Below are 22,400 nucleotides of genomic sequence, written 5' to 3' on the forward strand. Positions count from 1 at the left end.
TTTGACTCTTTTCGGGTTTTCACGCTATTATCCAACGTTTTCCCGAGCTTCTTTTCCACCAAGGGAAAAACATGCAAGGCGGCAGGTCGTGAAAGAGTCCAGCGAACCCGGCGCGGTGCGCCACATCGATGCGTTCGAGTTCGTTCGGCTCGGGCGGTCGCTCGAAGGCAGCGCGCCGCTCGCGCGTTTCGTCCGGTTGCTGGACGGCTTGCCCGAGCAGGATCCTTCCGCGGTAGTGCGCTGGTCGGCCCAGGCCGACCGCGGTCCGCTGGGCGAACCCCTGATCCGGCTCGCTGTCGAAACGGTCCTGACCGTGCAGTGCCAGCGTTGCCTGGGGCCGCTGGCGATGCCCATCGAATCCGAGGTCGCGCTGCAGCTGGTCGAAACCGAGGCCGAGCTCGACGACCCGGACTCGTTCGACGAGTCCGACCTGGAAGAGCTCGGTTCGGGGCAGGATTTCGAGAAAGTGCTGGGGTCGCGTCGCTTCGATCTGTTCGAGCAGGTCGAGGACGAGCTGATCCTGAGCGTGCCGTACGTCCCTCGGCACGACGTCTGTCCCGACGGCGGGGGCGGATCCTCGGGCGATGCGCCCGAGAAAAAGCCGTCGCCGTTCGCGGTGCTGGCCGGGCTGAAAGGCTCGACGGGCGATGTCGGCAAATAAGCGACATATTTTGTGTATAGTCGCAGCGAACCGGATTGGGGCCTCGGGCTTCGCGTCCGGCGCGATGCGGACAAGTAAGCGATCGTTGTAAGCGTTTTCGTAGTAGTTTGGGTTTTTGGACGGCGTTTCGGGCAAGCCTGCGCAGACCGCCGTCATCATTCGAGAAAGCAGGTTTTAGAACTCGCGGCGGTCACGCGTAGGCATCTGGCTTACAATGCGCGCCGTTCCTAGGAGTCCAGTCACATGGCCGTTCAGCAAAACAAAAAGTCGCCTTCCAAGCGTGGCATGCACCGCGCCCACGATTTCCTGACCAATCCCCCCGTTGCGGTCGAACCGACCACGGGCGAGACGCACCTGCGTCACCACATCAGCCCCAACGGCATCTATCGCGGTCGCAAAGTCCTCAAGACCAAGAACGACGAGTGATACCGAACGGCCCTGGGCAGTCCCTTGCACTGGGGTCGTTTACTCAGGGGTGGAATGCGGACGCCGCGAGGCCGCAAGGTCGGCGTTCCTCCCCTGGGCACTTGCGGAATGGTTTTTCCGGTCTTGTCTGTCCCGCCGAACCAGGTTTGCCGATGACCGATACAGCTTGCGTCTGTAGCGATCCGGGCAGCCGTCGCGCGCGCGGGCAGGCGTTTCTGCGTCCATGGCTATGATCCGTATCGCGATCGATTGCATGGGAGGCGATTTCGGCCTGCCCGTGACGATTCCTGCTGCCCTGGCGTTCGCCGACCGCCATCCCGGTGTCGAGCTGCTGCTGGTCGGCCTGGCCGACCAGGTCGAAGCCCGCCTGGCGCAGGCCAAGGCCTCTTCCGGCCAGCGGGAGAGGCTGCGCATCGTGCCTGCTACCGAAGTCGTCACCATGGACGACAAGGTCGAGGTCGCGCTGCGCCGCAAGAAAGATTCCTCCATGCGCATCGCCGCCGAACTCGTGCGCGACGGCCAGGCCGACGCCTGCGTATCGGCGGGCAATACCGGCGCATGGATGGCCATTTCCCGCTATGTGCTCAAGACGCTCGATGGCATCGATCGTCCCGCCATCGCCAAGGCCATACCCAACCAGTCGGGCGGCATGACCGTCATCCTGGACCTGGGCGCCAACGTCGATTGCACGGCCGAGCACCTGCTGCAGTTCGCCATCATGGGTTCGGCGCTGGTTTCCAGCGTCGGCCATCGCGAGCGGCCCACCGTGGGCCTGCTCAACATCGGCGAGGAAGCGATCAAGGGCAACGACGTGGTCAAGCAGGCCGCCGAGCTGCTGCGCGGCAGCGCGCTGAACTTCCACGGCAACGTCGAGGGCAACGATATCTTCAAGGGCACCGTGGACGTGGTCGTCTGCGATGGCTTTGTTGGTAACATCGTGCTCAAGTCTTCCGAGGGCCTGGCCAAGATGCTGGGCGTCTTCATCAAGGAAGAGTTCAAGAGAAACCTGTTCACGCTGTTGATGGGCGCCATCGCCACGCCGGTGCTGAACCGCTTCCGCCAGCGCGTGGATCCGCGCCGCTACAACGGAGCGGCACTGCTGGGGCTGCGCGGCGTCGTCATCAAGAGCCATGGTTCCGCCGACACCTACGCGTTCGAATGGGCCCTGCAGGACGCCTACGACGCGGTCGAAAGCGGCTTGCTCGGCCGGACTGCGCAAACCATCGCGCAGATCACGAGCGTGCCGGCCGGCGGGGCCGAGCATGAGGCCGGCCTCGAGCCGTCCTCGCACGGAGATATTGCATGAGTGCAACAGCGGCGCATCCGTCCAGCAGCCCGGCTCCCGCGGCATGGTCGAGAATCGTCGGTTCGGGCAGTTGCCTGCCCGAGCGCGTGGTCAGCAATGACGAACTGGCGGCCGAACTGGCCCAGCGCGGCGTCGAGACGTCCGATGCCTGGATCGTCGAGCGCACCGGCATCCGCCAGCGCCACATCGCCGAGCGCGGCGTCACGTCCAGCGACCTCGGTACCGAGGCCGCGCGGCGCGCGCTGCAGGATGCCGGGGTCGACGCCGCGGAGCTCGACCTCATCGTCGTCGCCACCTCGACACCCGACTTCGTCTTTCCCAGCACGGCCTGCCTGATCCAGGCCAGGCTCGGCGCCTCGCGCGCCGCCGCCTTCGACGTCCAGGCCGTCTGCACAGGCTTCATCTACGCGCTGACCACCGCCGACAGCTTCGTGCGCGCCGGCCGGGCCCGCAAGGCCCTGGTCATCGGCACCGAGGTCTTTTCGCGCATCCTCGACTGGAACGACCGGTCGACCTGCGTGCTGTTCGGCGACGGTGCCGGCGCCGTGGTGCTCGAGGCCTCGCCCGAGCCGGGCGTGATGGCCGCCAGGCTGCATGCCGACGGCAGCCAGACCAAGATCCTGTGCGCCGCCGGGAACGTGGCCTATGGCGAGGTGACCGGCGATCCCTTCCTGCGGATGGAGGGGCAGGCGGTCTTCAAGCAGGCCGTCACGGTGCTCGACCGCGTGGCGCAGGAAGTGATGGAGGAAGCGGGCGTGCCGCTGTCCGAGCTGGACTGGCTCATTCCCCACCAGGCCAACGTACGCATCATCAACGCCACCGCCAAGCGCCTCGGCATCCCGCTCGAACGCGTGGTGTCCACGGTGGACCTGCACGCCAACACCTCGGCGGCCAGCGTGCCGCTGGCCCTGGACGCCGCCCGCCGCGACGGCCGCGTCAAGCGGGGTGACCTGGTGATGCTGCAGGGCGTGGGCGGCGGATTCACATGGGGCGCCGTGCTGGCGCGCATGTGAGTCCGGTAGGAAAACAGAACAAGCGGGGCTTTACCCATGACTAAAATCGCATTCGTCTTTCCCGGCCAGGGTTCGCAGTCGGTCGGCATGCTCGACGGCTTCGCGGGCAACGCCTCGGTGGCGGACGTCGTGGCCCGTGCCGGCGCCGCCCTGGGCGAGGACCTGGGCGGCCTGATGGCCAACGGCCCGGCCGAACGACTGAACCTGACCACCTACACCCAGCCGGTCATGCTGACCGCCGGCGTGGCTGCCTATGCTGCCTGGCAGGCGGCGGGCGGGCCGGCTCCCGCCGTGGTCGCCGGGCACAGCCTGGGCGAGTACGCGGCGTTGGTCGCCGCCGGCTCGCTGACGCTGGAAGATGCCGTGCGGCTGGTCCGCATCCGTGCCGACGCCATGCAGTCCGCGGTGCCAGTGGGGCAGGGCGGCATGGCGGCCATCCTGGGCCTGACCGACGACCAGGTGCGTGCCGCCTGCGCCGCCGCGGCCCAGGGCGAGGTGGTCGAGCCCGTGAACTTCAATGCGCCGGCGCAGGTCGTGATCGCCGGCAGCAAGGCCGCCGTGGAGCGCGCCTGCGAGGCCGCCAAGCAGGCGGGCGCCAAGCGCGCGCTGCCCTTGCCGGTCTCGGCGCCTTTCCACTCCAGCCTGATGCAGCCGGCCGCCCAGACCCTGGCCAAGGCGCTGGAGGCCATCGACATCCAGTCCCCCCATATCCTGGTGCTCAACAACGTGGACGTGGCCGCGCCGACCGAGCCGGCGGCGATCGCCGACGCGCTGGTCCGCCAGGCCTGGCATCCGGTACGATGGGTGGAAACCATACAACTGATGCAGTCACAGGGGATTACCCACGTCGTCGAGTGTGGCCCGGGCAAGGTGCTGACCGGCCTGACCAAGCGCATCGCCCCCGAGCTGACGGCGCTGGCCGTGACGGACCAGGCGTCGCTGCAAGCCGCCCTGGAGGCGGTGGCCTCCAATTAGGGCTCCCCCTAGGCGCTGACGCGCGCCCCCCAAGGGGCGATGCAGGTGGACCGGCGGAGCCGGATCCATCGCATCCTGGCAAGAGCGGGAGAAGGGGCGGGGTTGGATGGATAAGTCCGGGGCGCTGGGGCGCGCCGGGATGAGATAAGGAAAAATCATGGAATTGCAAGGCAAGGTCGCCCTGGTGACGGGCGCGTCGCGGGGGATAGGCAAGGCGATCGCGGCGGAATTGGCCGCGCGGGGTGCGACGGTGGTCGGGACCGCCACGACCCAGGCCGGCGCCGACACCATTACCGAGGCGCTGAGCGGGTTTCCCGCCAAGGGGCGCGGCGTGGTGTTGCAGGTGAACGACGCCGCGGCGGTGGACGCCCTGGTGGACGAGATCGGCAAGGCCGACGGCGGTCTGCACATTTTGGTCAACAACGCCGGCATCACCCGAGATACACTCGCGATGCGCATGAAGGACGAGGATTGGTCGGCGGTGATCGACACCAATCTGACGGCGGTGTTCCGCCTGTCCCGCGCCGTCATGAGGGGGATGATGAAGGCCAAATGGGGCCGGATCATCAACGTGACCTCGGTGGTGGGGGCCAGCGGCAACGCCGGCCAGGCAAACTACGCCGCCGCCAAGGCCGGGGTGGCCGGAATGACCCGTGCGCTGGCGCGGGAGCTGGGCAGTCGCAACATCACCGTCAACTGCGTGGCGCCGGGTTTCATCGACACCGACATGACCCGCGCCCTGGGGGACGAGCAGACCGGTGCCTTGCTGGGACAGATCCCGCTGGGCCGGCTGGGCCGTCCCGAGGACATCGCCCACAGCGTCGCCTTCCTGGCTTCGCCGGGGGCTGGATATGTAACCGGTGCCACCTTGCACGTCAACGGCGGCATGTACATGAATTGATTTCCGCGTATTGCAACCGCGATATGCATTCGTCCGGCCGGGCCGCTTTAGACAGGCGAGCTTGGCTATAATTCAGTTAGATATAGACCCTTTTGGAGGATCTCCATGGATAGCATCGAACAGCGCGTCAAGAAGATCGTCGCTGAGCAACTCGGCGTCAACGAAGCCGAGATCAAGAACGAATCTTCTTTTGTCGACGACCTCGGTGCCGATTCGCTCGATATGGTGGAACTCGTCATGGCGCTCGAAGACGAGTTCGAGACCGAGATTCCCGACGAGGAAGCCGAGAAGATCACGACCGTGCAGCAAGCCATCGACTACGTTGGCGCGCACATCAAGAAGTAAATCGTTTTCGTGCGATGACGCGGGCGGCTCATCGGCCGCCTTCGTTTTTTAAGTTCGGCGCGGCCATGCGCGACCTTGCCGGAGCCAACGGCGGGAGGGCAGCTGCCGGATTCGCTTTTTCTCCGCGCACTTGAGGAGTAGTCAGTGAAGCGACGCGTCGTCATCACCGGTCTCGGTATCGTTTCCCCTGTGGGCAATGACATCGCCTCCGCATGGGACAACATCGTCAACGGCCGTTCAGGCATAGACCGCATCACCCGCTTCGACCCCACCGATTTCAACTGCCATATCGCCGGTGAAGTCAAAGGATTCGACGCAAGCCAGTTCGTGCCCGCCAAGGAAGTGCGCCAGATGGATACCTTCATCCATTATGGCATCGCGGCCGGCGTGCAGGCCTTGAAGGACAGCGGGCTTGAAATCACCGATGCCAACGCCGAACGCGTCGGCGTCATCGTCGGCTCGGGTATCGGCGGCCTGCCCCGCATCGAGGAAACCGAGGCCGATTACCTGCAGCGCGGCGCGCGCCGCATTTCGCCTTATTTCGTCCCGGCGTCGCTGATCAACCTGATCTCGGGCCAGCTGTCGATACGCTATGGCATGAAGGGACCCAGCTACGCCGTGGTGTCGGCGTGCACCACCGGCCTGCACAGCATCGGTGACGCCGCGCGCCTGATCGAGTACGGCGATGCCGACGTCATGCTGGCCGGCGGCGCCGAGTCCACCGTGTCGCCGCTGGGTATCGGCGGCTTTGCCGCCATGCGGGCGCTGTCCACCCGCAACGACGATCCCAAGACGGCGTCGCGTCCCTGGGACCGCGATCGCGACGGCTTCGTGCTGGGCGAGGGCGCGGGCGTGCTCGTGCTCGAGGAATACGAACATGCCAAGAAGCGCGGCGCGCGCATCTATGGCGAATTCGCCGGCTACGGCATGAGCTCCGACGCCCACCACATCACGGCGCCCGACCGCGAAGGACCTTGCCGCGGCATGGTCAACGCGCTGCGCAACGGCGGGATCAACAAGGAAGAGGTCCACTACGTCAATGCCCACGGCACCTCGACGCCGCTGGGAGACAAGAACGAGACCGAGGCCCTGAAGCTGGCCTTCGGCGACCACGCCAAGCAGATCGTGGTCAGCTCGACCAAGTCCATGACGGGCCACCTGCTGGGCGCCGCCGGCGGCATCGAAGCCGTGTTCACGACGCTGGCCGTCTATAACCAGGTTGCTCCGCCCACCATCAACATCTTCAATCAGGACCCCGAGTGCGATCTGGACTACTGCGCCAACCAGGCGCGGCAGATGAAGATCGACGTCGCGCTGTCGAACTCCTTCGGGTTCGGCGGTACCAACGGCACGATGATCGTGCGCAAGGTCTGATTTGAGCGATATCGGGACGGCACCCTCCGGTCTGTCCATGCTGGCGCATCTGCGGCCTTCGCGCCGCGCCGGCCTGCTGGGGCATTGCATCGCCCTGGCAGCGGGATGGGCCGCGGCCGCCGGGACCTGGTTCGCGCTGGCCGGTTCGCCGTTGGCCTGGGCGGCAGCCCCGGCTGCCGGCCTGGGGCTGGCGCTGGGCGCCATCGTCTGCCAACGCCGGGCGCGCCAGCCGTTTCGGGCGCTTGCCGTCGATGCCGGCGGCAACTGGGCGCTGGCCGACCACCAGGGCTGGCGGCGTTTCCGTCCCCGCCACATCTGGCATTCCCCGCTGGGCTGGCTGACGCTGCAGGGCGACCTCGCGCCGCCGCCCGGACGGCCCCGGGCCCCCGCGCGTGCGACGCTCACCGTGTGGGCCGACAGCCTGGAGGCCAGGGAATGGCGGCAACTGCGCATGGCCGTCGCCTGGACCGAGCAGCGGGGCGAAGGCCTGCTGGTCGCGCCCCAGGCTCGTGATCCCCGCCTGGGGGCCTCGGCATGACGAGCGAGCGCGAGATCGACGCCGAGCTGGTCGCCCGCGTGCAGCGGGGCGACAAGAAGGCGTTCGAACTGCTGATGCTGAAGTACCAGCGCAAGATCCTGCGCCTGCTGTCGCGTTTCATCCGCGATCCCAGCGAAATCGAAGACGTCGCCCAGGAGGCCTTCATCAAGGCCTATCGCGCGCTCCCGCAGTTCCGCGGGGAAAGCGCCTTCTATACCTGGCTCTACCGCATCGCCATCAATACCGCCAAGAACCACCTGGTGGCTTCGGGCAGGCGTCCCAGCTCGCCGTCCGAATACGAGAACGAGGATGGTGAAACTTTCGACGAAACCGACAACCTAAGCGATATCAACACGCCAGAATCCATGATGGCGACCCGCGAAATTGCTGAAACGGTCAATTTGGCGATCGAAGCTCTTCCCGAGGAGCTGCGAACGGCTATCGTGTTGCGCGAGATTGAAGGAATGAGCTATGAGGACATCGCCCAGTCGATGGGATGTCCCATAGGCACCGTGCGATCCCGGATCTTCCGGGCGCGCGAGGCAATTGCGGCCCGATTGCGGCCCCTGCTGGATACCCAGGACGACAAGCGTTGGTAGCCAGGGGAGCAGGGCGGCATGAATTTTGGGCAAAATGGCAGGTAACCGGGCAATCGGCAGCCCCGGAGGTTATGGAAATGCAGGTGACATCGCATCGGAATGAGTCCGTCGGTTTCGGCCGGGAAGCGGCCGCGTCTGCGCAGGACGATCTGGACGGGTTGAATCAGGCCCGCGTCGAGGAATGGCTGTCGGCCTACATGGACGGCGAACTCGCCGACGAGGCCGATGAAGCGGAAGCGGCAGTGTCCGCCTACCTGGCGACGGGCGCAGGCCGCGCCGACTGGGACCTCTACCATCTGGTCGGCGACGTGGTGCGCACGCCCGAACTGGCGCTGCCCGTGTCGTCCGGCTTCCACCGGCGCTTCCTCGAGGCGCTGGAACACGAGGCGCCCATCGTCGCGGCGCCCCGGCGGACGATTTCCCGCCGGTTCATGACGCGCTATGGTTTTCCCGGTCTGGCTGCGGCGGCCGCCGTCGCCTCGGTCACCTGGATCGCCCAGCCCTATTTCGGCGGGCAGGGCGCACCGGTCGAATTTTCCGCCAGCGCCCAGCCCGCCGCCACGCCGGCCGTCGTCCAGGTCGCCGCGCCGGCCGCGGCGCGCCGGGCCGAGCCGGCGGTCGATGTTTCGCTGGGCGAATACCTCGAGGCCCACCGGCAGATCGCCGGCCGGAGCGCCATCCGGCAGGTGTCGGCCACCTCTTTCGAATCCGCCGCAGGGCAACGTTGAAGGAAGGTCTCGTGTCGGAGGTTAGTCGTTCGGCCGTGGTGTGGTCCACACGTTCCCTGGCGTTCGCCATGCTGTGCCTGGTGACGATCGCGTCCCAGGCCCAGCCCCCGGCCCCCGCGGCCCCGGCCGATGGCACCGGGTTGTTGCAGCGCATCCAGGCCTCGGCCCGGGAACTCAATTATTCCGGCGTCTTCGCGTATCAGCAGGGCGCCTCGATGCAGTCCTCCCGCATCACCCATATCTACGACGGCAAGAGCGAGCACGAGCGCCTCGAGCTGCTGGACGGCCAGCCGCTGGAGTTTCTGCGCAAGGACGACGAGATCCAGTGCCTGCTGCCGCAGAAGCGCGCCGTGCTGGTCGAGACCCGGACCGCGCGCGATCGTTTCCCCGGCCTGATGATAGGCGGCCCGGACCAACTGGGCGAGCACTACGACGTCAGCGTCGAGCCCCAGCCGGAACGGGTGGCCGACCGGGACTGCCAGGTCATCACCCTGCGCCCCCGGGATGCCGATCGCTACGGCTACCGGCTGTGCGCCGACAGCAGCTCCGGGCTGCTGCTGCGGGCCCAGACCCTGTCGCCCGAGGACGACGTGGTCGAGCAGGTCGCCTTCATTGCGCTGCAGGTGGGGGCGGATGTCGATCGCAAGCAACTCAAGCCGCGCTGGAAGACCGAGGGCTGGCGCGTCGTGCGCACGCAATTGAAGCCGGTCAAGCTGGCCGATCTCGGCTGGAAGGTGGGCGAACCGGTGGGTTTCCACAGGATGATGGAAGTCCAGCGTTCGATGGGCGGCAAGCCCGACGTCAAGCAGGTCATGTTGTCGGATGGCCTGGCGGCGATTTCCGTCTTCATCGAGCCCTATAGCGAATCGCATCCGCGGCAGGTCGGGCCGGGCGCCCGCGGCGCCATCAATGTGGTGGGGCGCCGCCTGGGCGACCATTGGATCACCGTGCTGGGCGAAGCGCCGCTCGGTACGATTCAACAGATCGCCGATTCGATAAGCTATACGCCGGTGGCCGCGCGCAAGCCTTGAGCGCCGCCGGTTCGAGCCTTTTCTTTACCCGGAGCTTACATGTCAGTTTTCCATGGTGCTGCGTGCTATCCGCATCCGATGAAACGGGTGTGCTCGACCCTGGGCACCGCGTTCCTGCTCGTCCTGTTCGCCGCGCTGCTGCTGGCCGCCGGCCAGCCGGCCGCGCAGGCGCAGACCCGTGCCTTGCCGGATTTCACCGATCTCGTGGCCAAGGCCGATCCTGCCGTGGTCAACATCCGAACCACCGCACGGGCCGTGGCACGCGGCCCCTATGGCGGCGGGGGCGGCCAGGACCCCTACGAGCTTTTCCGCTGGTTCTTCGGTCCTGATTTCGTGCCTCCCGGCCGGGGGCCCCGGCAGCCGACCCCGCCGGGCAACAACGACGAGGGCCAGGAGGTTCCGCGCGGCGTGGGATCGGGGTTCTTCATCTCGGCCGACGGCTACATCCTGACCAACCACCACGTGGTCAACGGCGCCGACGACATCTACGTCACCCTGACCGACCGGCGCGAGTTCAAGGCCAAGGTCATCGGCTCGGATGAGCGCACCGACGTGGCCTTGATCAAGATCGAGGCCACCGGCATGACGCCGCTCAAGCCGGGCGATCCCACCCAGCTGCGCAAGGGCGAGTGGGTCCTGGCCATCGGCTCGCCATTCGGGCTCGACTCCACCGTCACCGCGGGCATCGTCAGCGCCACGGGCCGGGACACGGGCGACTACCTGCCGTTCATCCAGACCGACGTGGCGGTCAACCCCGGCAACTCCGGCGGTCCGCTGCTGAACATGCGCGGCGAGGTGGTGGGCATCAATTCGCAGATCATTTCCCGCAGCGGCGGGTTCATGGGCATCTCGCTGGCCATTCCCATCGACGAAGCCATGCGCGTGGCCGACCAGTTGCGTTCCAGCGGCCGGGTCATCCGTGGCCGCATCGGCGTGCAGATCGGCGAAGTCAGCAAGGAAGTCGCCGACGCCATCGGGCTGGGCCGGACCGCCGGCGCCTCGGTGGGCATGGTCGAGCCAGGCAGCCCCGCCGAGAAGGCCGGGATCGAGCCGGGCGACGTCATCCTGAAATTCAACGGCAAGACGATCGAACGTTCGTCCGACCTGCCGCGCACGGTGGGCGAGACCAAGCCGGGCACCAAGGCCACGATCCAGGTCTGGCGGCGCGGCGGTACCCGCGACCTGTCCATCACCGTGGGCGAGCTCGAGCCGGACAAGGCCGCCGCGGCCCGCCAGGACGAAGGGGGCAGCCAGGCCCAGAAGACCAACGTGCTGGGGCTGGTGGTTTCCGACCTGCCCGCCGCCCGGCGCCGCGAGCTGCGGGTCCGGGGCGGGGTGCAGGTGGACGCCGCCGACGGCCCTGCCGCGCGGGCCGGCATCCGCCAGGGAGACGTCATCCTGGCCCTGGACAATACCGAAATCACCGGCGCGTCGCAGTTCAACGGGCTGGTGGCCAAGATTGACCGGAGCAAGGTCCACGGCGTGCTGGTCCGGCGCGACGACCTGACCCAGTGGGTGCCGATACGGCCCACGCGGTAGTCGGGCAGACATTCGCGCTCGGCGGTAAAATGCCGGGTCGCGACATATCTATCAGGCAAGCCGTGCGGGAACGTCCCGCACGGCCGATACAGGCGGGGCGCGTTGCGCCCCCTTTTTTTGCAAATCCCCAAGGGCACCGCGGACCCGCTTCGCCGGTCCGCCAGTGCCGCCCCCTCGAGGGGGCGCGCGCAGCGCGTAGGGGGTGGGCTCATCATTTGGATCGCATGCAGCACATTCGCAATTTCTCCATCATCGCCCACATCGATCACGGCAAATCGACGCTTGCCGACCGCATCATCCACCGCTGCGGGGGCTTGTCGGACCGGGAAATGGAGGCCCAGGTACTCGACTCGATGGACATCGAGCGCGAGCGCGGCATCACGATCAAGGCCCAGACCGCCGCGTTGCGCTACCAGGCGCGGGACGGCAAGACCTACAACCTGAACCTGATCGATACCCCGGGGCACGTGGACTTCTCGTATGAAGTCAGCCGCTCGCTGTCGGCCTGCGAAGGGGCGCTGCTGGTGGTCGACGCCTCGCAGGGCGTGGAGGCCCAGACCGTGGCCAATTGCTACACGGCCATCGAGCTGGGCGTCGAGGTCGTGCCGGTGCTGAACAAGATGGACCTGCCGCAGGCCGACCCGGAAACGGCCAAGCAGGAAATCGAGGAAGTCATCGGCATCCCGGCGGATGACGCCATCCCGGCCAGCGCCAAGACCGGCATGGGGATCGACGACATCCTGGAGGCGGTCATCGCCCGCATCCCGCCGCCCGAGGGCGATGCCGCCGAGCCGCTGCAGGCGCTCATCATCGACTCCTGGTTCGACAACTACGTGGGCGTGGTGATGCTGGTGCGCGTGGTCAACGGCGTGCTCAAGCCCAAGGAAAAGCTGCTGCTGATGGCCACGGGCGCCGCGCACCTGTGCGAACAGGTCGGCGTGTTCACGCCCAAGTCCGAAGCCCGCACGCACCTGTCGGCGGGGGAAGTGGGCTTCGTCATCGCCGGCATCAAGGAACTCAAGCACGCCAAGGTGGGCGACACCATCACCCACGCCTCCAAGCCGGCCGCCGCGCCGCTGCCGGGCTTCAAGGAGATCAAGCCGCAGGTATTCGCCGGCCTGTATCCGGTCGAATCCAGCGAGTACGACTCGCTGCGCGACTCGCTGGAAAAGCTCAAGCTCAACGATGCCGCATTGATGTACGACCCGGAAGTCTCGCAGGCGCTGGGTTTCGGCTTCCGCTGCGGCTTCCTGGGGCTGCTGCACATGGAAATCGTGCAGGAGCGGCTGGAGCGCGAGTTCGACATGGACCTCATCACCACCGCGCCATCGGTGGTCTACGAGGTCGAACTGCGCGACGGTTCGGTGGTCATGGTCGACAGCCCGTCCAAGATGCCCGAGGTGGGCAAGATCGCCGACGTGCGCGAGCCCATCGTCACGGTCACGCTGTTCATGCCTCAGGAGTACGTGGGGCCGGTCATCACCCTGTGCACGGCCAAGCGCGGCATCCAGATCAACATGGCCTACCACGGCCGCCAGGTCCACCTGACCTACGAGATCCCGCTGGCCGAGATCGTCCTGGACTTCTTCGACAAGCTCAAGTCCGTGTCGCGGGGCTATGCCTCGATGGACTACGAGTTCAAGGAATACCGCAGCGCCGACGTGGTGCGGGTCGACCTGCTGATCAACGGCGACAAGGTCGACGCGCTGTCGCTCATCGTGCACCGTGCCAACGCCCGTGCCCGCGGGCGGGACGTGACCGCCCGCATGCGCGAGCTCATTCCCCGGCAGATGTACGACGTGGCCATCCAGGCCGCGATCGGCGCCGAGGTCATCGCGCGCGAGAACGTCAAGGCCTTGCGCAAGAACGTGCTGGCCAAGTGCTATGGCGGCGACATTTCCCGCAAGAAGAAGCTGCTCGAAAAGCAGAAGGCCGGCAAGAAGCGCATGAAGCAGGTCGGCAGCGTCGAGATTCCGCAAGAAGCTTTCCTGGCCATTCTGCAGGTGGAGGACAAATGAACCGCGGTGTTGTGAACCATATCGAGGGGAAGGGGGCATGAGCCTGAATTTCGCGCTGATCCTGTTCGTGCTGCTGGTGGTGACCGGCATCGTCTGGGCATTCGACCGCGTGTCCCTGCGTCCGCAGCGTACCGCCCGCATGGCCCGCGCCGCGGCCGAGTTCGACGCCGGGCGCGCCCAGTCGGTGCGCGCCGCCAGCGGCGAGGCCGAGGTCGAACGCCAGCGCCAGGAAGCGGTGGACCGCGCCGGCAAGATGCCCTGGTGGGTGGAGTACTCCGTCAGTTTCTTCCCGGTCATCCTGTTCGTGTTCGTGCTGCGCTCGTTCGTGGTCGAGCCGTTTCGCATCCCCTCGGGCTCGATGATGCCCACGCTGCAGATCGGCGACCTGATCCTGGTCAACAAGTTTTCGTACGGCTTGCGCTTGCCCATCGTGGACAAGAAGGTCGTCCCGCTGGGCGACCCGCAGCGCGGTGACGTCGTCGTCTTCCGCTATCCGGTCGATCCGCAGGTCGACTACATCAAGCGCGTGGTCGGCGTGCCGGGCGACGAGGTGGCCTACCTGAACAAGCGGCTGACCATCAACGGGCAGGAAATACCCATGAAAAAGGTAGGGGAATATTTCGACCCAGACCGGGTTTCCTACGCCGCGCTATATGATGAAAACCTCAAGGGCGTAAATCATCAGATATTGATAGATGAGCGACGTTCGCCGGAAATCGATCCTTTTGGGGGCTATCCGAACCGCGACGCCTGCGAATACTCCCGCGAGGGCGTGCGTTGCAAAGTGCCCGCAGGCAATTATTTCGTCATGGGCGATAATCGGGATAACAGCGCGGACAGCCGGTATTGGGGTTTCGTGCCGGATTCGAATATCGTGGGCAAGGCGTTTTTCGTCTGGATGAACTTCGGGGACCTGAAACGGATTGGCCGCTTCCATTGATGTCTTGCGCCATGCGCCGCACCGCATGAATTCGTCGCCTACCTCCGCCTGTCGCACCCGGCCGCAAGCGCCCCCCGCGCCTGGCGGCGCGGCCGCGCATGCGCATTGCCCCGCCACGCAGCTTCTCCATCCGTCATCAGCCGGGTCGTACCCATGGGCACAGCGGATCCGGCTCCGCCGGTCCGCCAGTGCCGCCCCGGGGGGCTCGGCGCCGGGCCGCCCCAAGGCGGGGCCCCGCCCCCTCGGGGGGCTGCCGCGTAGCGGCTGGGGGCTCACCATGCCGGGCGCGCGCAGCGCGTAGGGGGAGCCATGAATATCGAGACCAGCCTCGCCTACACCTTCAGGAACAAGAGCCTCCTGGAGCAGGCGCTGACGCATCGCAGCCATAGCAGCAAGCACAACGAACGCCTGGAGTTCCTGGGCGACAGCGTCCTGAACTGCGCGATCGCCTCCCTGTTGTATGACCGCTTCGCCCGCATCGACGAGGGCGACCTGTCGCGCCTGCGCGCGAACCTGGTCAAGCAGGCGTCGCTGGCCGACATCGCCCAGCGGGTGGAACTGTCCCGCTTCCTGCGGCTGGGCGAAGGCGAACTCAAGAGCGGTGGCTTTCGCCGGCCGTCGATCCTGGCCGACACGCTCGAGGCCATCTTCGGCGCCATCTTCATGGATGGCGGCTTCGACGCGGCCAGCGCCGTGATCGCCCGGCTCTACAAGCCCGTGCTCGAGACCGTCGATCCCAAGACGCTGGGCAAGGACGCCAAGACGCTGCTGCAGGAATACCTGCAGGGCCGCAAGATCGCGTTGCCGGTCTATACGGTGGTGGCCACGCACGGCGCGGCGCATAGCCAGGAATTCGAGGTCGAGTGCGCCATCCCCAAGCTGGACGTGCAGGTGGTCGGCATAGGCGGCAGCCGCCGCGCCGCCGAGCAGGCGGCCGCCAAGCAGGCGCTGGAAGCCGCGCTGGCCGCCAATCCGACGCCGGCCAAGCGTTCGCCCCGCGCGCGCAAGACGGCCCAGTTGTCGCTGCCGGTTGCGGTGGCGCAGGAAGTGCCGGACGAACCCGCCAACGCCGCCAAGGTAGAGGCGGCCGCCGTTTCGGCTCCGGCCAGGGCCGCCGTGATCGAGGCGCCCGTCGCCAAGATCACCTCGACCCAGGCCGCCGAGGGCAAGGCGCCCGTCCCGGCGGCCGCGCCCCGGAAAGAACCCCAGGCAGCGCCTCCGGCGCCGCAGCCTCCCGGCGAAACCCTGTCCGCCTCGGGGCAGCCCGCCGGCAAGAAATGACCATGTCTTCTGATTCCTCCACCGCCAGCCGCTGCGGTTTCGTCGCCATCGTCGGCCGGCCCAACGTCGGCAAGTCGACCCTCCTGAACGCGCTGATCGGCGCCAAGGTCAGCATCGTCTCGCGCAAGGCGCAGACCACGCGCCACCGTATCCACGGCGTCTTCACGCGTGGCGCCGAGCAGTTCGTGTTCGTCGACACGCCCGGTTTCCAGACCCGCCACGGCGGCGCGATGAACCGCATGATGAACCGCGTGGTGACCCAGGCGCTGGCCGACGTGGACGTGGTGGTCCACGTGGTCGAGGCCGGCAAGTGGTCCGAGGGCGATGCCAACCTGCTGCCGCTGTTGCCGGCGCGGGCGCGGCGCATCCTGGCCGTGAACAAGACCGACCTGCTCAAGGACCGCGACGCGTTGTTTCCCTACGTGTCGCGCATCATGGGGCTGCATCCCTACGATGCCGTCGTGCCGGTCAGCGCCGCCAAGTCGCGCCAGCTCGATCACCTGCTGGACGAGATCGCCAAGGGGCTGCCGGAAGGCGAGCCCATGTTCGAGGAAGACACCCTGACCGACCGGCCGGTGCGCTTCATCGCCAGCGAGCTCATACGCGAGAAGATCTTCCGCCTGGTAGGCGACGAGCTGCCCTACGGGTCCACCGTGGTGATCGAGCAATGGGAAGAGCAGCCCCGCGTGACCCGCATCGCGGCCTGCGTGATCGTCGACCGGGACAGCCATCGGCCTATCCTCTTGGGAACCGGGGGTGAACGCATGAAGCGCATCGCCACCGAGGCCAGGCAGGACATCGCCAAGCTGATCGACAAGCCGGTGCACCTGGAAATCTATGTGAAGGTGCGCAAGGGCTGGGCCGAGCGCGAAAGCGCGCTGCGCGACCTGGGTTATGAGTAATTCCCGGGATCCCGTGGCGCCGGACGAGATCTTGCCCGACGCCGCAGGATCGCTGTTCCGGCGGACGCCCCTGGCGGCCGCTCCGGCGCCCGCCAGGCAGGCGCGTCCGCGTGGCCGTGGGCACCGGGTGGACGATGTCCCCGCCTTCCTGATCCACAGTTATCCCTATCGCGAGACCTCGCTGATCCTGGACGTGTTCACGCGTTCCCACGGACGGCTGGCCCTGGTGGCCAAGGGCGCGAAGCGGCCTCATTCGGCGCTGCGGCCGGTACTGATCGCCTTCCAGCGGCTGAGCCTGTCCTGGAGCGGCGCGGGCGAGATCAAGACCCTGGTGCGGGCCGAGTGGTCCGGGGCACCCCAGCGCCTGCAAGGGGCCGCAGCCATGTCGGGCTGGTACCTGAACGAGCTGCTGCTGCGCCTGCTGGGACGCGACGATCCGCACGAATCCTTGTACGACGCCTATGTCGACGCCTTGTCCAGGCTGGCCGCGCAGCCCCGGTTGTCGGCTGCCTTGAGGGAGTTCGAATGGCGGCTGCTGTGCGAGATCGGCTATGGCTTCGACCCGGCCGCAACGGGCAACGACGAGCCCGTGCAAGCCGGCATGCGCTACCGTGTGCCGCTGGAAGCCGGGCCGGAGCCCGAGGAGCCCGAAGCGCCGCAACTGGGCACGCCTATTACCGGTGAGTCGCTGTTGGCGCTGGCCGCGGGCCGCTTCGACGATGTCGCCGCCGAGCCCGAGCTGCGCCGCTTGCTGCGGGAACGGCTGGACTATCATATGAATGGCCGGCCGATGGCGACGCGGCAGGTATTGCGAGACCTGAGGAGTTTTCCCCCCCTGCGCGCTGACGCGCGCCCCCCCCGGGGGTGATGCGGGCGGACCGGCGGAGCCGGATCCACCGCATCCTGGAAAAGCCGCCGATTGACCGGCGAGAGGGGCTGAATGGATGGAATTGTTGGATATCTATGATTGATCTGGGCGTCAATATCGACCACGTGGCGACGCTGCGGCAGCAGCGGCACGTTTCCTATCCGGATCCGGTCCGGGCCGCGCTGGTGGCAGAGGAGGCGGGCGCGGACCTGATTACCTTGCATCTGCGCGAGGATCGCCGGCATATCCAGGACGCGGATGTCGAGAGCCTGCGGGGCAAGCTGCGCACGCGCATGAACCTGGAATGCGCCATCACGCCGGAAATGCTGGAGATCGCCTGCCGGATCCGGCCACAGGACGTCTGCCTGGTGCCCGAGAAACGCCAGGAGCTCACCACCGAAGGCGGACTGGACGTGCTGGGGCATTTCGACGATGTGAAGGCCGCCGTGTCGCGGTTGCACGATGCCGGCGTGCGGGTGTCGCTGTTCATCGATCCGCAGGCGGACCAGATCGAGGCCGCCGCCCGCACGGGCGCGACCGTGATCGAACTGCATACCGGCGCGTATGCCGAGGCCGTGGCGGATGCGGCGCAGCGGGAACTGGCGCGCATCCGGGACGCCGTGGCGGTCGGGTTGCGGCAGGGCTTGCGCGTCAACGCCGGCCATGGATTGCACTACGAGAACGTGCAGCCGGTCGCGGCCCTGGACGGCATCGCCGAGCTCAACATCGGCCACGCCATCATCGCCCAGTCCGTGTTCTGCGGCCTGGAGACGGCGGTGCGCGAGATGAAGGCCCTGATGATCACCGCGCGCAGCGGTGCCTTGCCGAGGCCGGCGCATTGATGCCCGAGCCGCTGCGCGACGGTGCGCTTCCCGCCCTGGCCGGCATCGGCATTGACCTGCTGCGGGTCGAACGCATCGAGCAGGCCCTGGCGCGCCGGGGCGACCGCTTCGCGCAGAAGATCCTGGGCGCCGAGGAATTCGCGAAATTCACCGCGCGCCGCAGCCGCGACCCGCAGCGCGGCGTGCGTTTCCTGGCCACGCGCTTCGCCGCCAAGGAGGCCTTTTCCAAGGCCGTGGGACTGGGCATGCGCATGCCCATGACCTGGCGCCGCATGCAAACGCTCAACGCGCCGGGCGGGCGGCCCGTCGTGGTCCTGGCCGAGCCGCTCAAGACCTGGTACGAGGCGCGCTTCGGCGCCGCCCACGTATCGCTGACCGACGAACACGACATGGTCGCCGCCTACGTCATCGTGGAGACGCGGCGCCCGTGACGGATCCGATCATGACTGCATCTCTTTCTTCCTTGCCTGCACCCGGCCCCGTGATGGTGGACGTGGCGGGTTTCGAACTGACCGCGGCCGAGGCCGAGCGGCTGCGCCACCCGCTGGTGGGCGGAGTGATCCTGTTCGCCCGCAATTTCCGCGACCGGGCGCAACTGACCAGGTTGACCGCCGACATCCACGCCGCCCGCGGCGAGCCGCTGTTGATCGCGGTCGACCACGAGGGCGGACGGGTCCAGCGTTTCCGCAGCGATGGCTTCACGGCGCTGCCGCCCATGCGGGCCCTGGGCCGCCTGTGGGAAAGCGACCCGCTCGAAGCCATGCGCATGGCGACCGATACCGGCCGGGTGCTGGCCGCCGAGCTGCGTGCCTGCGGCGTGGACCTGAGTTTCACGCCGGTGCTGGACCTGGATTTCGGCGAAAGCCGCGTCATCCGCGACCGGTCCTTCCATCGCGATCCGCGCGTGGTGGCCATGCTGGCCCGGGCCTTGATCCAGGGGCTGGCGCTGGCCGGCATGTCCGCCTGCGGCAAGCATTTCCCCGGCCACGGCTTTGCCGCCGCCGATTCCCACTACGAGATCCCGGTGGACGACCGGTCGCTGGACGAGGTGCTGGGCGAGGACGCGCAGCCCTATCGCTGGCTGGGCGATGCCATCCTGGGCGCCGTGATGCCGGCCCACGTCATCTATCCGCGGGTCGACAAGTCGCCCGCCGGGTTCTCGCGCAAGTGGGTGACGACCGTGTTGCGCAAGCGCCTCCAGTATGGCGGCGTGGTGTTCTCCGACGATCTCACCATGGAAGGCGCCTCGGTGGCGGGCGACATCCATGGCCGGGCGATGGCCGCGTTGCGCGCGGGCTGCGACATGGTGCTGGTCTGCAACCGGCCCGACATGGCGGACGACCTGCTGGGCCGGCTCGACTGGGTCCAGGATCCGGCCTCGGTGGCGCGCATCCGGTCGCTCAAGCCGAGGTTCGCCGCGCAGGACTGGCAGGCGCTGACGGCCGATCCGGCCTATCGCAAGGCCCGCAAGGCGGTCCAGGCCCTGGCGCGGGCCGGCGCCTGAGGAGGGCGACATGGCCGGCCGCAAGAAGGACGAGAACCAGGCCCCGGAGACGACGGCGCAGCCGGACGCGCCCGTGGCGCCCCCGGCGTCGCCCGCTCCGGCCGCCGCGGAAGAGCCCGGGCAGGCCTTCGACATCAAATCCTTCCTGGCGCAGCTTCCGCACCTGCCGGGCGTGTACCGGCACATCAACGCGGAAGGCGAGGTGATGTACGTCGGCAAGGCGCGGGACCTGAAGAAGCGCGTTTCCTCGTATTTCCAGAAGCAGGTGGGCAGCCCGCGCATCGCGCATATGCTGGCCCGCGTGGCGCGGGTCGAGGTCACCGTGACGCGCTCCGAGGCCGAGGCGCTGCTGCTGGAAAACAACCTGATCAAGTCGCTGGCGCCGCGCTACAACATCCTGTTCCGCGACGACAAGTCCTATCCCTACCTGAAGGTCAGCGGCCATGCGTTCCCCCGCATCGCGTACTATCGCGGGACCACCGACCGCGCCAACCAGTACTTCGGCCCTTTCCCCAACGTGTGGGCGGTACGCGAAAGCATACAGATCCTGCAGAAGGTCTTTCGCCTGCGCACCTGCGAGGACACGGTCTTCGCCAACCGGTCGCGGCCGTGCCTGCTGTACCAGATCCACCGCTGTTCCGGGCCCTGCGTGGGCCTGGTCTCGCAAGAGGACTACGCCCTGGACGTGGACCGGGCCACGCAGTTCCTGCGCGGCCAGACCCAGGCCGTGCTCACGGACATCGAGACGCGGATGTTCGCCGCCTCGCAGGAGATGCGCTTCGAGGAAGCCGCCGCCCTGCGCGACCAGTTGTCGGCCCTGTCGCGCGTGCTGCACCAGCAGACCATGGAGGGGGGCAGCGGCGATACCGACGTGATCGCGGTCGACATGCAGGGGGGCAAGGCCTGCGTGAACCTGGCGATGGTGCGGGGCGGGCGCCACCTGGGCGACAAGGCCTTCTTCCCTTCGCATACCGATGGCGATTCGCCCGCCGAGGTGCTGGAGGCCTTCATGTCCCAGCACTACATTGACCGTGCCTTGCCCGGCACCATCGTCGTGTCGCACCCCTTGCCCGACGCCGACTTGGTCGCGATGCTGGCGGAGCAGGCCGGATCGAAGGTCAATCTCGTCAAGCAACCGCAGGGCGTGCGCAAGAGCTGGCTCGAGCAGGCCAGGAAGAACGCCGAACTGGCGCTGGCGCGAGTGCTGGCCGAGGCCGGGTCGCAGCAGGCGCGCACCGCGGCCCTGGCCCAGGTGTTGGGCATAGACGCCGACGAGGCCGCGCTGGAAACCCTGCGCATGGAGTGCTTCGACATCAGCCACACCGCCGGCGAGGCGACGCAGGCCTCGTGCGTGGTCTACCACCACCATGCCATGCAGCCCAAGGAGTATCGTCGCTACAATATCGACGACATCACCGGCGGCGACGACTATGCGGCCATGCGGCAGGTGCTGACGCGCCGCTACGAGAAAATCGCCGATGGGGGAGGGATCATGCCCGACGTCGTGCTGATCGACGGCGGCAAGGGGCAGGTCGAGATCGCCCGCCAGGTGTTCGCCGAACTGGGGCTGGACATCGGGCTGCTGGTCGGCGTCGCCAAGGGGGAAGGGCGCAAGGTGGGCTTGGAGACGCTGGTTTTCGCCGACGGCCGCGAGCCGCTGGCGTTGGGGGGCGAGTCGGCCGCGCTGATGCTGGTCGCGCAGATCCGCGACGAGGCGCACCGGTTCGCCATCACCGGCATGCGGGCGAGGCGGGCCAAGGCCCGCAACGTGTCGCGGCTGGAGGAAATCGAGGGTGTCGGCGCCAAGCGCCGGCAGCGCCTGCTGGCGCGCTTCGGCGGCCTGCGCGGGGTGATCTCGGCCAGCGTGGAGGACCTGGCGTCCGTCGAGGGCATCTCCCTGGAACTGGCCGAGCGCATCCACCGCCAACTGCACTGACCCCTGCCGAGAACTTTTCCCCGTAGCCTGTTAGCATTCGACCATGCCTCTGAACCTGCCGATTATCCTGACCTGGGTGCGGATCGCCATGATCCCGCTGGTCGTCAGCGTGTACTACGTACCGGAGCATGTGCTGCCCACGGCCGTGCGCGATGCGGTGGCCACGGGCATGTTCATCTTCGCCGCGCTGACGGACTGGCTCGATGGCTGGCTGGCGCGGCGGCTGAACCAGACATCCTCGTTCGGCGCCTTCCTGGACCCCGTGGCCGACAAGCTCATGGTCAGCGCGGCGCTGCTCGTGCTGCTGAACCTGGGGCGGGTCGACGCCATGATCGCACTGGTCATCATCGGCCGCGAGATCACCATTTCGGCCCTGCGCGAATGGATGGCCAAGATCGGCGCCAGCACCAGCGTCGCCGTGCACTGGCTGGGCAAGTTCAAGACCGCGGCGCAGATGACCGCGATCCCGTGCCTGCTGTACGGCGGACGCGTGGCCGGCATCGACACGCTTTGGTGGGGGTCGAGGCTGATCGAGATCGCCGCCGTGCTGACCGTGTGGTCGATGATGTATTACCTGCAGCGGGCCTGGCCGGTCATCCGGCGATCTGCCTAGGGCCGGCACGGCGGGATTCGCGGCGCAGTCCGCAGAGCAATAAAGCAGGAGACGACGTGC

The 22,400-nt window shown here is 67.4% G+C and carries 23 protein-coding genes; all 23 read left to right on the plus strand.

Annotation, left to right across the window (positions count from 1 at the left end):
* Positions 1-88: 88 nt before the first annotated feature.
* The 23 genes from CDO46_RS21025 (at position 89) to pgsA (ending at position 22,340) form a co-directional block, all read left to right on the plus strand.
* A complete protein-coding gene (locus CDO46_RS21025) occupies positions 89-661 on the plus strand; it encodes a DUF177 domain-containing protein (RefSeq protein ID WP_087840526.1) in 573 nt (190 codons plus the stop codon).
* A gap of 243 nt (positions 662-904) precedes the next feature.
* Complete coding sequence (gene rpmF / locus CDO46_RS21030) at positions 905-1,087, plus strand: 50S ribosomal protein L32 (protein WP_087840528.1); 183 nt, start codon at positions 905-907, stop codon at positions 1,085-1,087.
* A 229-nt stretch (positions 1,088-1,316) separates the two neighbouring features.
* Complete coding sequence (gene plsX / locus CDO46_RS21035) at positions 1,317-2,393, plus strand: phosphate acyltransferase PlsX (protein WP_087840530.1); 1,077 nt, start codon at positions 1,317-1,319, stop codon at positions 2,391-2,393.
* On the plus strand, positions 2,390-3,406 hold the full coding sequence (locus CDO46_RS21040; RefSeq protein WP_087840532.1) for a beta-ketoacyl-ACP synthase III: 1,017 nt from the start codon (positions 2,390-2,392) through the stop codon (positions 3,404-3,406). The genes plsX and CDO46_RS21040 overlap by 4 nt, the downstream gene beginning before the upstream one ends.
* Positions 3,407-3,442: 36 nt before the next feature.
* Positions 3,443-4,381 carry an ACP S-malonyltransferase gene (gene fabD / locus CDO46_RS21045; RefSeq protein ID WP_087840534.1) on the plus strand — a complete coding sequence of 313 codons (939 nt, stop codon included), beginning with the start codon at positions 3,443-3,445 and terminating at the stop codon, positions 4,379-4,381.
* A gap of 157 nt (positions 4,382-4,538) precedes the next feature.
* Positions 4,539-5,282 carry a 3-oxoacyl-ACP reductase FabG gene (fabG, locus tag CDO46_RS21050; protein ID WP_087840536.1) on the plus strand — a complete coding sequence of 248 codons (744 nt, stop codon included), beginning with the start codon at positions 4,539-4,541 and terminating at the stop codon, positions 5,280-5,282.
* Positions 5,283-5,387: 105 nt separating this feature from the next.
* On the plus strand, positions 5,388-5,627 hold the full coding sequence (gene acpP / locus CDO46_RS21055; RefSeq protein WP_087779058.1) for an acyl carrier protein: 240 nt from the start codon (positions 5,388-5,390) through the stop codon (positions 5,625-5,627).
* Positions 5,628-5,771: 144 nt separating this feature from the next.
* A complete protein-coding gene (gene fabF, locus CDO46_RS21060; protein WP_087840538.1) occupies positions 5,772-7,001 on the plus strand; it encodes a beta-ketoacyl-ACP synthase II in 1,230 nt (409 codons plus the stop codon).
* A 37-nt stretch (positions 7,002-7,038) separates the two neighbouring features.
* Complete coding sequence (locus CDO46_RS21065) at positions 7,039-7,539, plus strand: protein YgfX (protein ID WP_087840540.1); 501 nt, start codon at positions 7,039-7,041, stop codon at positions 7,537-7,539.
* The gene (rpoE, locus tag CDO46_RS21070; protein ID WP_087840542.1) at positions 7,536-8,138 is read left to right on the plus strand and encodes an RNA polymerase sigma factor RpoE; all 603 of its coding nucleotides are present in this window, start codon (positions 7,536-7,538) and stop codon (positions 8,136-8,138) included. Before CDO46_RS21065 ends, rpoE begins: the two co-directional genes overlap by 4 nt.
* An 83-nt stretch (positions 8,139-8,221) precedes the next feature.
* Positions 8,222-8,866, plus strand: a complete 645-nt coding sequence (locus CDO46_RS21075) for a sigma-E factor negative regulatory protein (protein WP_243724644.1) — start codon at positions 8,222-8,224, stop codon at positions 8,864-8,866.
* Positions 8,867-8,877: 11 nt separating this feature from the next.
* On the plus strand, positions 8,878-9,897 hold the full coding sequence (locus CDO46_RS21080; RefSeq protein ID WP_243724645.1) for a MucB/RseB C-terminal domain-containing protein: 1,020 nt from the start codon (positions 8,878-8,880) through the stop codon (positions 9,895-9,897).
* A gap of 78 nt (positions 9,898-9,975) precedes the next feature.
* The gene (locus CDO46_RS21085) at positions 9,976-11,436 is read left to right on the plus strand and encodes a DegQ family serine endoprotease (protein ID WP_087840544.1); all 1,461 of its coding nucleotides are present in this window, start codon (positions 9,976-9,978) and stop codon (positions 11,434-11,436) included.
* Between the two features lie 224 nt (positions 11,437-11,660).
* Positions 11,661-13,454 (plus strand): translation elongation factor 4, encoded by a 1,794-nt coding sequence (lepA, locus tag CDO46_RS21090; RefSeq protein ID WP_087840546.1) that lies wholly within the window; start codon positions 11,661-11,663, stop codon positions 13,452-13,454.
* A 37-nt stretch (positions 13,455-13,491) separates the two neighbouring features.
* On the plus strand, positions 13,492-14,394 hold the full coding sequence (gene lepB / locus CDO46_RS21095) for a signal peptidase I (RefSeq protein WP_087840548.1): 903 nt from the start codon (positions 13,492-13,494) through the stop codon (positions 14,392-14,394).
* Positions 14,395-14,703: 309 nt separating this feature from the next.
* Positions 14,704-15,675 carry a ribonuclease III gene (gene rnc, locus CDO46_RS21100; RefSeq protein WP_087840550.1) on the plus strand — a complete coding sequence of 324 codons (972 nt, stop codon included), beginning with the start codon at positions 14,704-14,706 and terminating at the stop codon, positions 15,673-15,675.
* A 2-nt stretch (positions 15,676-15,677) separates the two neighbouring features.
* The gene (gene era / locus CDO46_RS21105) at positions 15,678-16,577 is read left to right on the plus strand and encodes a GTPase Era (RefSeq protein ID WP_087840551.1); all 900 of its coding nucleotides are present in this window, start codon (positions 15,678-15,680) and stop codon (positions 16,575-16,577) included.
* Positions 16,570-17,445 (plus strand): DNA repair protein RecO, encoded by an 876-nt coding sequence (gene recO, locus CDO46_RS21110; RefSeq protein WP_087840552.1) that lies wholly within the window; start codon positions 16,570-16,572, stop codon positions 17,443-17,445. Before era ends, recO begins: the two co-directional genes overlap by 8 nt.
* 95 nt (positions 17,446-17,540) lie before the next feature.
* The gene (gene pdxJ, locus CDO46_RS21115; RefSeq protein ID WP_087840554.1) at positions 17,541-18,287 is read left to right on the plus strand and encodes a pyridoxine 5'-phosphate synthase; all 747 of its coding nucleotides are present in this window, start codon (positions 17,541-17,543) and stop codon (positions 18,285-18,287) included.
* Positions 18,287-18,718, plus strand: coding sequence for a holo-ACP synthase (gene acpS, locus CDO46_RS21120; RefSeq protein ID WP_087840555.1), 432 nt, complete (start codon positions 18,287-18,289; stop codon positions 18,716-18,718). The genes pdxJ and acpS overlap by 1 nt, the downstream gene beginning before the upstream one ends.
* Before the next feature lie 11 nt (positions 18,719-18,729).
* The gene (nagZ, locus tag CDO46_RS21125) at positions 18,730-19,791 is read left to right on the plus strand and encodes a beta-N-acetylhexosaminidase (protein WP_087840655.1); all 1,062 of its coding nucleotides are present in this window, start codon (positions 18,730-18,732) and stop codon (positions 19,789-19,791) included.
* 10 nt (positions 19,792-19,801) lie between these two features.
* The gene (gene uvrC, locus CDO46_RS21130; RefSeq protein ID WP_087840556.1) at positions 19,802-21,727 is read left to right on the plus strand and encodes an excinuclease ABC subunit UvrC; all 1,926 of its coding nucleotides are present in this window, start codon (positions 19,802-19,804) and stop codon (positions 21,725-21,727) included.
* Between the two features lie 43 nt (positions 21,728-21,770).
* Positions 21,771-22,340 (plus strand): CDP-diacylglycerol--glycerol-3-phosphate 3-phosphatidyltransferase, encoded by a 570-nt coding sequence (gene pgsA, locus CDO46_RS21135; protein ID WP_087840557.1) that lies wholly within the window; start codon positions 21,771-21,773, stop codon positions 22,338-22,340.
* Positions 22,341-22,400 lie beyond the last annotated feature (60 nt).

Source organism: Pigmentiphaga sp. NML030171, assembly GCF_002188635.1.
In the GTDB taxonomy this organism is placed as follows: Bacteria; Pseudomonadota; Gammaproteobacteria; order Burkholderiales; family Burkholderiaceae_B; genus Pigmentiphaga; species Pigmentiphaga daeguensis.